This is a genomic window from Comamonas sp. HJ-2 (assembly GCF_053615495.1).
Genome location: NZ_JBSIFD010000027.1, coordinates 55,871 through 69,695 on the forward strand (window position 1 = coordinate 55,871; position 13,825 = coordinate 69,695).

Annotated in this window: 13 protein-coding genes and 2 pseudogenes; 4 read left to right on the forward strand and 11 right to left on the reverse strand. The window is 62.6% G+C overall.

Features of this window, described 5'->3' with window-relative positions:
- Window positions 1-15 precede the first annotated feature (15 nt).
- The 4 genes and pseudogenes from ACWGXF_RS20275 to ACWGXF_RS20290 all read right to left on the reverse strand — a co-directional run bounded on the left by ACWGXF_RS20275 (window position 16) and on the right by ACWGXF_RS20290 (window position 4,059).
- Window positions 16-1,098 (reverse strand): sulfonate ABC transporter substrate-binding protein, encoded by a 1,083-nt coding sequence (locus ACWGXF_RS20275; protein WP_012839009.1) that lies wholly within the window; start codon window positions 1,096-1,098, stop codon window positions 16-18.
- 20 nt (window positions 1,099-1,118) lie between these two features.
- Entirely contained in the window at window positions 1,119-2,141 is a 1,023-nt protein-coding gene (locus tag ACWGXF_RS20280) for a sulfonate ABC transporter substrate-binding protein (protein WP_256630895.1), read from the reverse strand.
- Between the two features lie 221 nt (window positions 2,142-2,362).
- Window positions 2,363-2,959, reverse strand: a pseudogene (gene ssuE, locus ACWGXF_RS20285) (NADPH-dependent FMN reductase).
- A 68-nt stretch (window positions 2,960-3,027) separates the two neighbouring features.
- The gene (locus ACWGXF_RS20290; protein ID WP_003053504.1) at window positions 3,028-4,059 is read right to left on the reverse strand and encodes a sulfate ABC transporter substrate-binding protein; all 1,032 of its coding nucleotides are present in this window, start codon (window positions 4,057-4,059) and stop codon (window positions 3,028-3,030) included.
- A gap of 143 nt (window positions 4,060-4,202) precedes the next feature.
- Here ACWGXF_RS20290 and ACWGXF_RS20295 point away from each other — a divergent pair, with 143 nt between their 5' ends.
- The 3 genes from ACWGXF_RS20295 (at window position 4,203) to ACWGXF_RS20305 (ending at window position 6,364) form a co-directional block, all read left to right on the forward strand.
- The gene (locus ACWGXF_RS20295; RefSeq protein ID WP_003053502.1) at window positions 4,203-4,478 is read left to right on the forward strand and encodes an oxidative damage protection protein; all 276 of its coding nucleotides are present in this window, start codon (window positions 4,203-4,205) and stop codon (window positions 4,476-4,478) included.
- A 338-nt stretch (window positions 4,479-4,816) separates the two neighbouring features.
- Complete coding sequence (locus ACWGXF_RS20300; RefSeq protein ID WP_256630896.1) at window positions 4,817-5,980, forward strand: GGDEF domain-containing protein; 1,164 nt, start codon at window positions 4,817-4,819, stop codon at window positions 5,978-5,980.
- Between the two features lie 201 nt (window positions 5,981-6,181).
- Window positions 6,182-6,364: a hypothetical protein gene (locus ACWGXF_RS20305; protein ID WP_087864820.1), complete on the forward strand. Its 183-nt coding sequence runs from the start codon at window positions 6,182-6,184 to the stop codon at window positions 6,362-6,364.
- 123 nt (window positions 6,365-6,487) lie between these two features.
- Here ACWGXF_RS20305 and ACWGXF_RS20310 read toward each other — a convergent pair whose 3' ends face one another.
- The 7 genes from ACWGXF_RS20310 to ACWGXF_RS20340 form a co-directional block, all read right to left on the reverse strand.
- A complete protein-coding gene (locus ACWGXF_RS20310) occupies window positions 6,488-6,820 on the reverse strand; it encodes a MoaF-related domain-containing protein (RefSeq protein WP_256631262.1) in 333 nt (110 codons plus the stop codon).
- Between the two features lie 74 nt (window positions 6,821-6,894).
- The gene (locus tag ACWGXF_RS20315; protein ID WP_452102404.1) at window positions 6,895-7,914 is read right to left on the reverse strand and encodes an aldo/keto reductase; all 1,020 of its coding nucleotides are present in this window, start codon (window positions 7,912-7,914) and stop codon (window positions 6,895-6,897) included.
- Window positions 7,915-7,917: 3 nt separating this feature from the next.
- Window positions 7,918-9,042: an alkene reductase gene (locus tag ACWGXF_RS20320; protein ID WP_256630898.1), complete on the reverse strand. Its 1,125-nt coding sequence runs from the start codon at window positions 9,040-9,042 to the stop codon at window positions 7,918-7,920.
- Window positions 9,035-10,015, reverse strand: coding sequence for a TIGR03571 family LLM class oxidoreductase (locus tag ACWGXF_RS20325; RefSeq protein ID WP_087865283.1), 981 nt, complete (start codon window positions 10,013-10,015; stop codon window positions 9,035-9,037). The genes ACWGXF_RS20320 and ACWGXF_RS20325 overlap by 8 nt, the downstream gene beginning before the upstream one ends.
- 13 nt (window positions 10,016-10,028) lie before the next feature.
- Window positions 10,029-10,835: a 2,5-didehydrogluconate reductase DkgB gene (gene dkgB / locus ACWGXF_RS20330; RefSeq protein ID WP_256630899.1), complete on the reverse strand. Its 807-nt coding sequence runs from the start codon at window positions 10,833-10,835 to the stop codon at window positions 10,029-10,031.
- A 279-nt stretch (window positions 10,836-11,114) separates the two neighbouring features.
- Entirely contained in the window at window positions 11,115-12,278 is a 1,164-nt protein-coding gene (locus ACWGXF_RS20335) for an MFS transporter (RefSeq protein WP_256630900.1), read from the reverse strand.
- Window positions 12,279-12,341: 63 nt separating this feature from the next.
- A complete protein-coding gene (locus tag ACWGXF_RS20340; protein WP_256630901.1) occupies window positions 12,342-13,526 on the reverse strand; it encodes an MFS transporter in 1,185 nt (394 codons plus the stop codon).
- A gap of 103 nt (window positions 13,527-13,629) precedes the next feature.
- Between ACWGXF_RS20340 and ACWGXF_RS20345 the strand changes: the two are divergent.
- Window positions 13,630-13,719: pseudogene (locus ACWGXF_RS20345) on the forward strand (LysR family transcriptional regulator); the annotation flags it as partial.
- Between the last annotated feature and the right edge of the window lie 106 nt (window positions 13,720-13,825).

A 13,825-nucleotide genomic window follows, 5' to 3' on the forward strand; every position in this document is an offset into this window, starting at 1 on the left:
CTCCTTGAACCTGACTTAGAACCTGGATGCCACGGGGGGCGTAATGGATGAAGCAGCAGGGCTAGCCTGGCCATTGCCGGCGTATTCCGCCGCTGTGGGCTGCCAGACGATGTCGACCACCTTCACCTGGCGTGGAATCACGCCCAGACGAAAAAAGGTATCGGCCACGCGCTGCTGCTCGACCACGATGGCGGGATTGAGCAGCGTGGTCGGCGAGCTGGGCCTGCGGCCGATAAAGCGGCTGACCACATTCGCCTCCAGACCGCTGAAAGCGGCCAGCAGTTGCACGGCCTCCTTGCGCGAGGTCTGCACCAGCTGATCGGCGCGCGTGAGCTCGTCGAACAAGGCCTTGATGAGCTGGGGATGGTGCTCGACCAGGCCGCGCGAGGCCAGATAGAAAGAGTTGTTGCCCGACAGCCCTTCACCGCTGGTCAGCACGCGCGGCCGGATGCTCAGCTCGGTGGCCGCATAGAACGGGTCCCAGATGGCCCAGGCATCGACGCTGCCGCGTTCGAAAGCGGCACGCGCATCGGCTGGTGCCAGATACACGGGCTGAATGTCGGCCCAGGCAATACCCGCCTTGTCCAGCGCACGCACCAACAGGTAATGGGCGCTTGAGCCTTTTTGCAGTGCCACGCGCCGGCCTTTGAGGTCGGCCAGGGTCTTCAGCGGCGAATCGGCGAGCACCAGAATGGCCGAGCTTTCAGGCTTGGGCGGCTCGGCCCCTACATAGCGCAGATCCTTGCCCGCAGCCTGGGCAAACACGGGCGGCGAATCGCCGGTCAGGCCAAAGTCCAGGCTTCCGGCCGACAGCGCCTCCAGCAACTGCGGCCCGGCTGGAAACTCCAGCCAGCTGATCCTGGTGCCTGGAAAGCGCTTTTCGAGAACGCCATGCTGCTTGAGCACGACCAGATTGACGGCCGACTTCTGATAGCCGATGCGCAACTGGGCCGGAGCCGCAATAACCGGCACAGGCTGGGCCAGTGCATCGTTGGCGTAATGCGCGGCCAGGGTCCAGCTGAAAGCCGTGGTGCCCAGCAGTTGCAGAGCCTGGCGACGGCCGCGATGGAAACGGGGTGAAGAGGATGCTGAACTCATGGTAATGACCTTTTCATGAATCAGCGGCTGGCCAGCAAGTCCACGGGCGCGGCATGCAACAAATTGAGCTTCTTGGGGATCAGCTTGAGATCAAAGAAGGTGTCTGCAATCTTTTGCTGCTCACCCAGGATTTCGGCATTCACGGCCTTGGTGCCGAACTCGGCACGGCTCAGGTACAGCTCGGTCACCGCGGTGTCCAGGCCCAGGATCTGAGACAGCTCGGCGGCGGCGGCGCTCTTGTTCTTGCTGGCCCAGGCATCGATGGCGGCAATTTCCTCGATCGCGATGCGCAGCACATCGGCATTGCGGCTCGCATAGTCACGCGAGGTGAAGTAGTAGGCACGGTTGTTGACCACGCCCCTGGCATCGACCAGCAGGCGTGCATCCAGGGCCTTCTGAGCCGAGGCCAGGAACGGGTCCCAGATCACCCAGGCATCGACCGAGCCTTTCTCGAACGCGGCACGCGCGTCGGGAGGCGCCAGAAAGACCGACTGCACATCGCCGTACTTGAGGCCATGCTTTTCCAGCAGCTTGACCAGGAAGTAATGGACGTTGGAGCCCTTGTTGTAGGCAATGCGCTTGCCCTTGAGGTCGGCCACGCTGCGAATCGCCGAGCCCTTGGGCACGATCACCGCTTCCAGACCAGGGCGCGCCACCGTGGCACCCGCATAGACCAGGGGCGCACCGGCGGCCTGGGCGAAGATGGGCGGGGCCTCACCCACATCGCCAAAGTCAATCGAGCCGACATTGAGCGCTTCCAGCTGCACAGGGCCGGCATTGAATTCAACCCAGCGCACGGCCACGCCCAGCGGGGTCAGGCGCTTTTCCAGCGTGCCGCGATTCTTGAGAATCGACAGCCAGCCTTTTTGATGGCCCACGCGCAGCACACGCTGCCCGCCTGCCGTGCCATTGCCCTGCTGCGCATGCAGTCCGCCCGAGGCCAGGGCCAGCGCCGAGGCCGCCGTACCCGCCAGCCACTGACGACGTGTGGTGTTCAGCAGTTGCGACGAAATGACGACGGAAGTGTTGTTGCGATCGGTCATGAGAAATCAATCCTTGGAGCTTGCCGTCCACACACTTCAGGCGCACCCTCGGCCTGATTTCAGGCGCAACTCGGCCTTCGCAGTGCGGGGACTGCTATCAAAAACAGAGACATGGAGAAATGGGTGCCGCCCCGTCAGTGAGGCAGCAAGCAAAGGCCGCCCCGCAGCGATGCTGCCGTCCCCTAAGGGGAAGCCGCGTAGCGGCTCAGGGGGGCGTTGGTTCAAACGCTACATCGCACATCGGAGAACGCGATGCTTTCAAAGTCATTGGCTGCGGCCCATTGGGCACTGCGGCGCAGATCGGTGGCCAGCAACCGGGCTGCATCCTCGACGCGCTCGGCGATCTCTGGGGCCAGGCCATAACCGCCTTCAGGCAGCAGGGGCACACCCTGGTCGGTGGCATAAATGCCCGGCAGGATGTGGCGCGCGCCAAGCGACTGCAGCACGGGGCGCAGCGCATAGTCCAGCGCCAGCATATGGTGGGGGCTGCCGCCCGTGGCCAGGGGCAGGACCAGTTTGCCCTTGAGCGCGGTCTAAGGCAGCACATCGAGAAAGACCTTGAGCAGGCCGCTATAGGCGGCCTTATAGACGGGGGTGGCCACCACCACCGCGTCGGCCCGGGCCACGCGCTCGGTCACGGCACGAATCTCGGCATGATCGAAGCGGGCATGCAACAGGGCTGCGGGGTCCAGCTGGTTGAGCTGCAGCACGGGCTCGGTGTTCAGACCCTGGGCCTGCAGACGGGCGGCCACGGCATTGAGCAGGGCACTGGAGCGCGAGGGCTGCGAGGGACTACCGGCAATCAGCAAAATCGACATGGCTTGGCTCTATCTTTTTGTCATTGCAAAGACAGGAGCACTCATCGTGCTCCCGTCCTGCGTTTCTCTTATTTCTTGGTGTAGATCTGATCGAAGCTGCCGCCATCGGCGAAGTGAGCCTTGTCTGCCGCTGCCCAGCCGCCAAAAGCCTTGTCGATGGTGAACAGCTCCAGCTTGGGGAACTGGCTGGCGAACTCGGCGGCCACCTTGGCATCGGTCGGGCGGTAGAAGTTCTTGCCGGCAATGCGCTGGGCCTCCTCGGAGTACAGATACTTCAGATAGGCCTCGGCCACAGTACGCGTACCCTTTTTATCGACCACCTTGTCGACCACGGCCACCGAAGGCTCGGCCAGGATGGACAGCGAAGGCGCGACGATCTGGAACTTCTCGGGGCCGAACTCCTTGAGTGCCAGATAGGCCTCGTTCTCCCAGGCCAGCAGCACATCGCCCAGGCCGCGCTGCACAAAGGTCACGGTGGAGCCGCGCGCGCCGGTGTCCAGCACGGGCACGTTCTTGTAGAGCTTGGTGATGAAATCCTTGGCCTGCGCATCGCCGCCGTACTTGCGCTTGGCAAATTCCCAGGCTGCCAGATAGTTCCAGCGTGCACCGCCCGAGGTCTTGGGGTTTGGCGTGATCACCTGAATGCCGGGCTTGACCAGATCGTCCCAATCCTTGATGCCCTTGGGATTGCCCTTCTTGACCAGGAACACGATGGTGGAGCTGTAGGGCGCGCTGTTGTGCGGCAGGCGCTTTTGCCAGTCGGCCTTGACATTGCCGTTCTTGACCAGGGCGTCGATATCGCCTGCAAGGGCCAGCGTGGCCACGTCGGCCTCAATGCCGTCGATGATGGAGCGCGCCTGCTTGCCCGAGCCGCCATGCGACTGCTTGATGGTCACATCCTGGTTCTGCGTCGCCTTCCAGTGCTTGGCAAACGCCTGGTTGTAGTTCACATACAGCTCACGAGTGGGGTCATAGGAAACGTTGAGCAGTTGCACGCCGGTTTGAGCAAAAGCGGGCAATGTGGGCAGAGCCGAGAGGGTCAAGCCAGCAATCAGACCGGCAGCCAGAGGAAACTTGATAAAGTTGCGACGATTTTTCATTGGACTGTGTTCTTGGAGTGAATGGTTAACGGGCTTCTGCCCCGTTGCTGCGCATTCTTGAGCCGCATTCTTAAAACTCAAACTACTAAGATTTCAGTTTGTTATTACCTAAACATCTGAAATCAACCAAGAGGACCCTACACATGGCACGTACCGTTCACTGCATCAAGCTTGGTCAAGACGCTGAAGGCCTGGATTTCCCCCCTGCCCCTGGCGAACTGGGCAAGCGTATCTATGAAAGCGTGAGCAAGCAGGCCTGGGCCGACTGGCTCAAGCACCAGACCATGCTGATCAATGAAAACCGTCTGAACCTGGCCGACGCCCGCGCGCGCCAGTATCTGGCTCGCCAGATGGAAAACCATTTCTTTGGCGGCGGTGCCGATGCCGCAGCCGGCTATGTGCCTCCCAGCGCCGAGTAAGTTCTTCTGACTCGGACACCAAGCCCCGTGGCCCTGCCCCGGGGCTTTTTCATGTGTGAAATCGCAGCCGTAGCGGCGAGGTCCCACGGACGGTCAGCATGTGGCAGGTCACCGAGGACGGCCTGCCGATCGTGGCGGGAACGGCGTCGGACATCCTCTCCTTATGCCCGGCTCCATCCGTTAATTCCTCCCGGCGACCCAGCCCACAAGAGATACTTGAAAATCCGCATCCTGCGACAATTCGCCTCGCGGGCGGCCCGTTCCATTTCAATGCCACGGCCCCGACCGTCGCCCCCCCGAGCAGCTGATCGGCTCCCGCGCTGACACATCCATCGTCCATGGTTCTCGATCCCTTCACCCTGCTCGTCCTCTCCGCGGCCATGGCCGCCGCCTCGGCACTGTACCTGGCTGCAGAATGGAGCAGCGTGCGCGAGCGCTCGCTGCTGCTCTGGAGTGCGGGGTTTGCGATCATCGCCGTGGGCAGCGTGCTGGCCCTGCTGCGTTCCAGTGGCTATGTGCTGTTCGGCATCTGGTTCCCGAACGGCTTGCTGATCTCAGCCCACTGGCTGTTCCTGGCTGGCGTTGCCGGATTCACGCGCACCCGGCTGCCGCGCACCTGGTGGCTGCTGGCCGTCGTTTGGCTGGCGATGCTGTTTCTCCCCGACGGGCCCTGGTGGTCCAAAACGATGCTGGGCATCCAGTCGCTGATGATTGCCGTCATCACCTTGCGCGCCGGCCTGCTGCTGCGCCCGCATGGCGCAGCGCTGAGTGTGGGCGCGGCGCAGCTGCGCTTCGTCCTGCTGGCACACGGCCTGTTCTACCTGGCCAAGGCCGCTTCGACCGTGGCACCGGACGCCTTCGTCAACCTGGCCAGTTTCCGAGGCGCGGTGATCCTGGTCTCGCTGGTGGAAGGCGTGATGGCGATCATGCTACTCGCGATGTCCATGACCGGTACCGAGCGCCATCGCCGCGAAGAGCGCATCGCACAGATCGCCGCCCGCGATCCACTGACCGCCCTGGACAACCGCCGAGCGCTCTATCTGCGCGCACCCGAGCTGCTGCGGCAGGCCTCGCCAGCCAGCCCGGGCGCCCTGCTGCTGATCGACATTGACCACTTCAAGCAGGTCAACGACCTGCACGGTCACGATGCCGGCGACCGCCTGCTGGTGACCCTGAGCGACCTCATCCGAGGCTTGCTGCCCCACGGCGCACAGGCCGCGCGACTGGGCGGGGACGAGTTCGTGATTCTGCTGCGCAGTGTCTCCGGTGCCGTCGCACAGGAGCTGGGACAGAACCTGCGCGAGTCGTTCGCGCAGCAGGCGCGCGCCATGTTCGCAACGCCCGAGCCAGTGTCCCTGAGCATCGGTGCGACCTTGTTCGACCAGCCCGAGACCGAGCTGTCACATTGGCTCAAGCGGGCCGACGAAGCCCTCTACGCATCGAAGCGCAAGGGACGGGACCGGATGGAACTCGCCCCGCTTCCGCCAGGGCGGTCGCAATGATGATCCTCTAGCCTCGACAGGAGCCAGTGTGGAGACCCGGATGTACTTCACCTTCGGCGGCTCCCTGGCCCCATTGTCGTTACCGTGATGCTCCCGAAGCGGATGCTCCTCAGAGCCTTAGGCATGTCTGCTTCTGGCAGGTTGTGGCTGTCGCTATTCGATCCGTTGCTGTCCTTCGATCCTTAGCAGGCAAAGAATCCTATGCAAGGTTTGCCACTACTCGGAGTGCTGCAGTTGAAGCTCAAGTCACGCAGCGAGCCTTATGAGCTGGTGCTGCGCAAGGGCGCCCCACGCAGCCCTACCCTCAGCCTGCTGCTGAAATCCTTGGACAAGGTGCAGGCCACGGGTGTGGCCGAGGACCGTGTCCACGATGTGCCGAAGTGATTTAAAAAAGATAGCTGCTTGCGCTTGCCCATATCGATATTCAGCATGTTTTCCATCTGAAACCCAATACCGACAAGCGCAAGCAGCTTTCAAATTTTCAGCCCCGCAAAGATCAGGGCTTGGTCACACATCCAGCTCGGTCAACGGCCCCTGCATGCGGTAAAAGCTCAGATCGGCCGCCGTGAAGAAGGCCTTCGAGCGACCGCCAATGAAGTCGTCGATATGCACGACGGTAGCGCCATTGGCCTCCTGCCAGGAGACGGCGTACACGCCCTCGCTGATCTCCTGCCACTGGCAGGACGATTCACCGCTGGCACCTGCATAGGGACCGCTGACGATGGCATAGCTGACGGAAGCGCCGTCCGCAGAATAGATGTTGTGCGCCGACAGGCCGTCATAGTCGACACGGAAGCCGCGGCCGGCGAACAGCGGGCGCGAAGTGTTGGTGGAGTTCATGATGGATTCCCAGGGAGAGATGGATGGGCCGCGCCGCTGCTCCTTTTCAGGGAACAGCGGCATTTCATGGCTTCTTAGAGAGACAGAGGCGCTTCGGCCGACACCAGGCCCTGCTCGCGCAGCGCAGTCCAGAACGCGGCGGGGATGGGCGCCTTGGCCAGTGCCAGGTTTTCGGCAATGCGCTCGGGGCGGCTGGCGCCGGGGATGGCAGCCGTCACGGCCGGGTGGGCCAGCGAGAACTGCAACGCTGCAGCGCGAATATCCACCTGATGCTCCTCGCTCAGTTGGCGCAGGCGGGCCACGTGCGCCAGGATTTCCGGCGGCGCCTTCTGGTACTCGTAGTGCTCTCCCCCAGCGAGGACGCCGGAGTTGTACGGGCCGCCGACCACGATGCCCACGCCGCGCGCCTGGCTCGCCGGCATCAGCTTGCGCAGTGCGTCCGCATGGTCGAGCAATGTGTAGCGGCCGGCCAGCAGGAAACCGTCGGGGTCCGATTGCTCCAGCGCCATCTCGCAGGGTTCGACGCGGTTCACACCCAGGCCCCAGCCCTTGATCACACCCTGCTCACGCAGGCTGATCAAGGTTTTGGCAGCACCGTCCATGGCGATCTGGAAAACGTCCTTCCACTGGTCGCCGTGGAAATCGACCGCTGGGTCGTGGATGAAGACATAGTCGATATGGTCCACCTGCAGACGCTTGAGGCTGGCCTCGATGGCGCGCAGCGTGCCGTCGGCCGTGTAGTCATAGACGGCCTTGTTGGCCAAACCGTACTGGAACAGGCCGCTCTTCTCGCCCAGATCACGCGTGCTCGTATCTTCGAGCTCGTCGGTCAGCAGGCGGCCGACCTTGGTGCTCAGCACGTATTCATTGCGCGGATGGTGCTTCAGGGCTTCGCCCAGGCGGACTCCGGCCAGGCCCGCACCATACATGGGAGCCGTGTCGAAATAGCGAATGCCTTGCTGCCAGGCCGATTCCACCGTGTCCAGGGCTTCCTGCTCTGGAATGTTGCGGTACATATTGCCCAGCGGTGCCGTGCCAAAGCCCAGTGCGGTGGGCACGGAGATGCGCTTGGAGATGTTTGGGGTATTGCTCATGGTTCAGGCCTCTGCGGATTCAGTTTCCAGCGTGGGGTAATCGGTCAGGCCGCGCTCGCCGCCGCCGAAAAGCGTTTCGCGCTCATGCAAGGCCAGCGGCGCACCGATGCGCAGGCGCTCGGGCAGGTCGGGATTGGCCACAAAGGGCCGACCAAAGCCGACCAGGTCAGCCCAGCCCTGCACCACGGCCTCGCGGGCACGCTCTGCCGTGTAGGCACCGGCATAGATCATGGTGCCGGGGAAGGCCTTGCGCAGGCGCTGCTTGAATTCCACCGGCATATGCGGAGCTTGCTCCCAGTCGGCTTCGGCGATGTGGATGTAGCCCACGCCGATATCGGCCAGCAGCCTGGCGGCACCTAGGTAGGTGGTTTCGGGGTCTGCGTCCTCGCAGCCGTTGAGCGTGGTCAGCGGCGCCAGGCGGATGCCGACACGGCCGGCATCGCCCGTGCCTTCAACCAGGGCGCGGGTTACTTCACCCAGGAAACGCAGGCGGTTTTCCAGCACGCCACCGTATTCGTCGGTGCGGTTGTTGGCGTTGGAGTCGATGAACTGGTTGACCAGATAGCCGTTGGCGGCGTGCAGTTCGACACCGTCAAAGCCCGCTTCCATGGCATTGCGTGCGGCCTGGCGGTAGTCATCGACGATGGCATGGATTTCGTCAACGCTCAAAGCGCGCGGCATGGAGGCCTGCGCAAAGCCGGGCTTGCCGTCGGCATCGGCCACGAACACATTCACGCCCCGGGCCTGAATGGCCGAAGAAGATACAGGCGACTGGCCATTCAACAAACTGGTGTGGCTCAAACGACCCACATGCCACAACTGGGCGAAGATGCGACCGCCAGCGGCATGCACGGCATCGGTCACCAGTCGCCAGCCAGTGACTTGCTCGGCGGTGTGGATGCCGGGCGTCCAGGCATAGCCCTTGCCCAGCGGCGAAATCCAGGTGCCTTCGCTGATGATGAGGCCGGCGCTGGCGCGCTGAGCGTAGTACTCGGCCATCAGCGCATTGGGCACATCGCCGGGCTGGCTGGCGCGCGAGCGCGTCATCGGGGGCATCACGATGCGGCTGGGCAGATTGAGGCCGCCCATCGAATAGTTCTTGAACAAGGGATCTTGGATATCAGGCATTGCAAATCTCCTCGGCCGGTACCGTCACCTTGGCCAACGAATGATGAAAAATGGGCAGCACATGCTCGGCGATCTCATGGAAAGTCTCGTCAAGCGGGCGCTGGTTGCGGCGGAAATGCAGGCCGACATGATCGACACCGGCTGCGCGCAGTGCATGCAGCTCCTCGATCAAGGCCTTGCGGCCGCCACGCAGGCCGAAGCGCCAGCGTTGCAGCGGCTCATCGGCGTTTTCGGTCAAGTCCAGATGGATGAAGCTGGCATACGGTTTGGTGTGTGGCTTGTCACCCGCCACGGCGCGCCATGCGGCCACGCGGCGTGCATGGTCCTCGGGCGTGCCCGGATAGGCCAGACAGCCATCCATGTTTTCAGCCACCCAGTTCGGGGTTTGCTGGGCCAGCCCGGCCACCAGCAGCGGCAGCGGCGACTCCATGCACGGCAGCACATCCAGTCCACCCGGCAAACGGGCCTGCGCACCTTCGCGCAGCAGTTCCACCTGATCGCGGAAGTTCGCGCCACGGCCCTCGAAGTCGCGCCCGAACAGCGGGTACTCCACCGGACGGTCGCCGCTGGCCACACCCAGCATCAGGCGGTTGCCGCTCAGGCGCTGCACCGTGGCAGCGGACTTGAGCGTGAGCAGCGGCTCACGAATTGGCAGCACCACGGCTGCGGTGCCCAGCAGAATGTTCTGCGTGATGCCAGCCAGGTAACCGAGATAGGAAAACACCTCGAATACCTGGGCCGCATCGCCGAACGACGGGTCGTACAGCGGAACATCGCGCACCCACAGGGCGCGAAAACCAAGACGATCGGCCAACCGGGCCAGTTCGGCATGGCGGCGCAGGTCCGGCTCGCCGGGCAGGCGGCCAGCCTCGCGCCGCGCCTGGTCGCCCGCAGGCGTCCAGTCGTTATCCAGAGGAGCTTCGATACCGATGCTGAAGCCGCCTTCGGTCAAGCGAGCCAGAGAAGCAGTCATTGCAGGCTCTCCCTTAATCCCAGATAGGAGCCAGGCCTTCGGGGCTGACTTCACGGCCGTTGCGCTCCAGCGCGGCGATCAGCGCCATGTCTTCGGCATCCAGCTTCAGATCGCGCGCCAGCAGGTTGCTGGCCAGGTTCTCGCGCTTGGTCGACGAGGGAATCACCGCATAACCCAGCTGCAGCGCCCAGGCCAGGGCTACCTGCGCCACCGTGGCGTTGTGCTTGGCGGCAATCTGGATCAGCACCGGGTCCTTGAGCACCTTGCCGTAAGCCAGGGTCATGTAGGAAGTGACCTGAATGCCCTGCTCCTTCAAAAAGGCGGTCAGCTTGTGGCCCTGCAGATAGGGGCTCAGCTCGATCTGGTTGGTGGCAATCTCGCCCTGGCCCACGGCGGCGATGGCCTGCTTGGTCAGTTCGATATTGAAGTTGGAGATACCGATCTGGCGGGTCAGCCCCTTGGCCTTGGCATCGGCCAGCGCTTCCATGTACTCGGACAGCTCGACACCATTGCCGGGGGCGGGCCAGTGGATCAAGGTCAAGTCCACGTAGTCCGTACGCAGCTTTTTCAGGCTGTCCTGAAGGCTGGAGATCAGCTTGGCCTTGCTGTAGTGCTCGACCCAGATCTTGGTGGTCAGGAACAGGTCGCCACGTGCCACGCCACTCTCGGCAATCGCCTGACCGACTTCGGCTTCGTTGCCATAGATCTGAGCCGTGTCGACAGCGCGGTAACCCACATCGAGTGCATTGCGCACCGAGTCGATCACGACCTGACCGTTCAAACGGAAGGTGCCGACGCCGAAAGTTGGGATGTTGCTCATGAAGGGACTCCTGGGTTGATGTGAAAGGCGGAATTGCTTTTCCGATGACTGAAGTCTGCGCTTTTCATATTTGCAAATTAAGCCCTGCATAAAACAAATTCTTTTGAAATAAAATCAAATATAGAGGCTGCTGCATGCTGAGCACAGCTGAATTCAATATCATTTTTGATAGCTACCAGCGCTTTGCCATCAGAGCTCTCATCCCATTTGATGCACAAAAATAAAAAAGGCCAGTCCCATGGACTGGCCTTTGAGTCAATTGCCTTTGATTGCCCCTGCTCAGGCGCCCTGCACCGCGCTTTGGCGGCGGCTGCTACCCAGCCAAACCAGGCCCAGACCCCCCACCGCCAAGACAGCGCCAGCCAGCGGAACGGCCGCATAGCCCAGGCCCTGGCCGATGACGGCACCGCCCAGAGCTGCTCCCACAGCATTGCCCAGATTGAAGGCGCCGACGTTGACCGATGAGGCCAGGCCGGGAGCCTGAGCCGCAGCCTGCATGACGCGCATCTGTACCGGAGGCACGATGCCGAAGGCAGCCACGCCCCAGACCACCAGGCCGACGGCTGCACCAACCTGCGTGCTCATCAAAAAGGGCAACACGGCCATGACTAAAGCCAGCGCGCCGAGGATGAGCTTGGTTGCCCCATCCAGCGACCAATCGGCCAGCTTGCCGCCAATGCTGTTGCCCAGCGTGAAACCTATGCCGATCAGCACCAGGGCAAAGGCCACGAAACCGGGGCTGGCGTGAGTGATCTCGGCCAGCACCGGAGCCACATAGGTGTAGAGCGTGAACATGGCGCCGGCGCCCAACACCGTGGTCCCCATGGCCAGCAGAACTTCTGGGCGGGTCAAGACCTTGAGCTCGCGGCGCACGTCGGGGCGCGGGCCGGGCTGGCCCTTGGGCAGGACCAGCCACAGCGCAGCGATGGTGATCAGGCCCAGCAGGGCCGTGCCGCCGAAGGCCACGCGCCAGCCGACCCGCTGACCTATCCAGGTAGCAGCAGGCACGCCGCCGATATTGGCAATGGTCAGACCCATGAACATCATGGCGATGGCGCTGGCCTGCTTGTCCTTGGGCACCACGCTGGCCGCCACCACGGCACCGATGCCAAAGAAGGCACCATGGTTGAGGCTGGTGATCAGGCGCGACAGCAGCAGAGTGGTGTAGCTAGGCGCAAATGCCGACAGCAGATTGCCGACAGTGAAAAGAACCATCAGCCCTATCAGCGCCGCGCGCTTGCCGAAGCGGCTGAACAGCAAAGTCATGATCGGCGCTCCGACCATCACGCCGATGGCGTAGGCCGAAACCAGCATGCCCGCCGTGGGTATGCTGACCTGCACGCCGTCGGCAATGACGGGCAGCAGGCCCATGGGGGTGAATTCGGTGGTGCCGATGGCGAATGCACCAATGGCCAGGGCGAACAAAGCGGCCGAGGGTTTCATTGCAGCCTCTCCTACAGGGAATTATTGACAGCGAGATGAGCGGAGGATGAAAAAGCAGCGGCATCAGACACGGGCCAACGACTGCGACTCGACACGGCGGTCCAGGCGACCGGACATCACGGTTAGGCCCAAAGCGCCCAGTGTTACCAGTGCTGCGACCCATGGCGTATGAGCTAGGCCCAATTGGCTGACCACCTGCGCTCCGGCCCAGGAACCGCCTGCCACCCCCAGATTGAAGGCGGAAATGTTGAAACCCGTGGCCACGTCGGTCGCATCGGGTGCTACCTGCTCGGCCAGACGCACCACATAGACCTGCAGACCGGGCACGTTGCCAAACGCCACTGCCCCCCAGGCCAGCACGGTCAGCACAGTCAGCGGCTTGTTAGGGGCCGTGAAGGTCAGCACCAGCAGCACGGCGGCCAGCAGCGCAAAAATGAGCTTGAGCGCCGCCACCGGGCCCTTGCGGTCGGCCAGACGGCCGCCCCAGAAATTACCGACAGCTACCGAAACACCATAGGCAAGCAGCACCAGGCTCACCATATTGGGGCTGAAGCCGGTGATATCTTCCAGAATCGGGGCCAAGAAGGTGAAGGCGATCAGCGAGCCGCCGTAACCAACGGCCGTCATGGCATAGACCAGCAGCAGGCGCGGCAGCAACAGCACGCGCAGTTGACGGCTCAGCGGCGCCGGCGCGGTATGAGCGATATTGCGCGGCACCAGAGCCCACGCGCCGATCATCGCCACCAAACCAAAGGCTGCCACGACCAGAAAGGTGGTGCGCCAGCCAAAGTGCTGGCCGATGAAGGTACCCAGCGGAATGCCAGTGACAAAGGCCACGGTCATGCCGCTGAACATGGTCGCGATCGCGCTGGCACCCTTTTCGCGCGGCACCAGGCTGGTTGCAACAATAGTGCCAACCGAGAAGAACACGCCATGGGCCAGGCCGGTCAGTAGGCGCGCCACGATCAGCGTGCCGTACCCGGGGGCCTGCCAGGCCACCAGATTGCCGACAGTGAACAAGGCCATGAGCGCAACCAGCAGCAGCTTGCGCGGTACGCGGCCGGTCAGTGCCGCCAGAATGGGCGCGCCGACGGCCACGCCCAGCGCATACAGGCTAACCAGCAGGCCGGCTGACGGCAGGGAAACGATGAGATCGTCAGCAATGGTCGGAATCAATCCAACAATGACGAATTCGGTGGTCCCTATGGCAAAAGCCGCCAGGGTCAGGGCAAGCAGGGCAAGAGGCATGACTGCAATCCGGTATTGGTTTTTCAATGGACTGCAGTGTCCTCAGTTAATATTTGCAGATTAAGCCCTGTATAAAACAAATTCTCTTGAATTAAATTCAATAATGAAAACCACTCTCGATGAATTGCAGGCCTTTGTGGCAGTCGTGGATACGGGCTCCATCACTGCCGCCTCAGAGCTACTGGACCTCACGTGTTAATTTCCACGCAAAACTGACCCGCCGGGGGTGCGGATAAAAACTTGGACTGGTTTTATGCGGCTAGACCAAGTTCTTGTCGGTATTCCACAGGACTTAAACG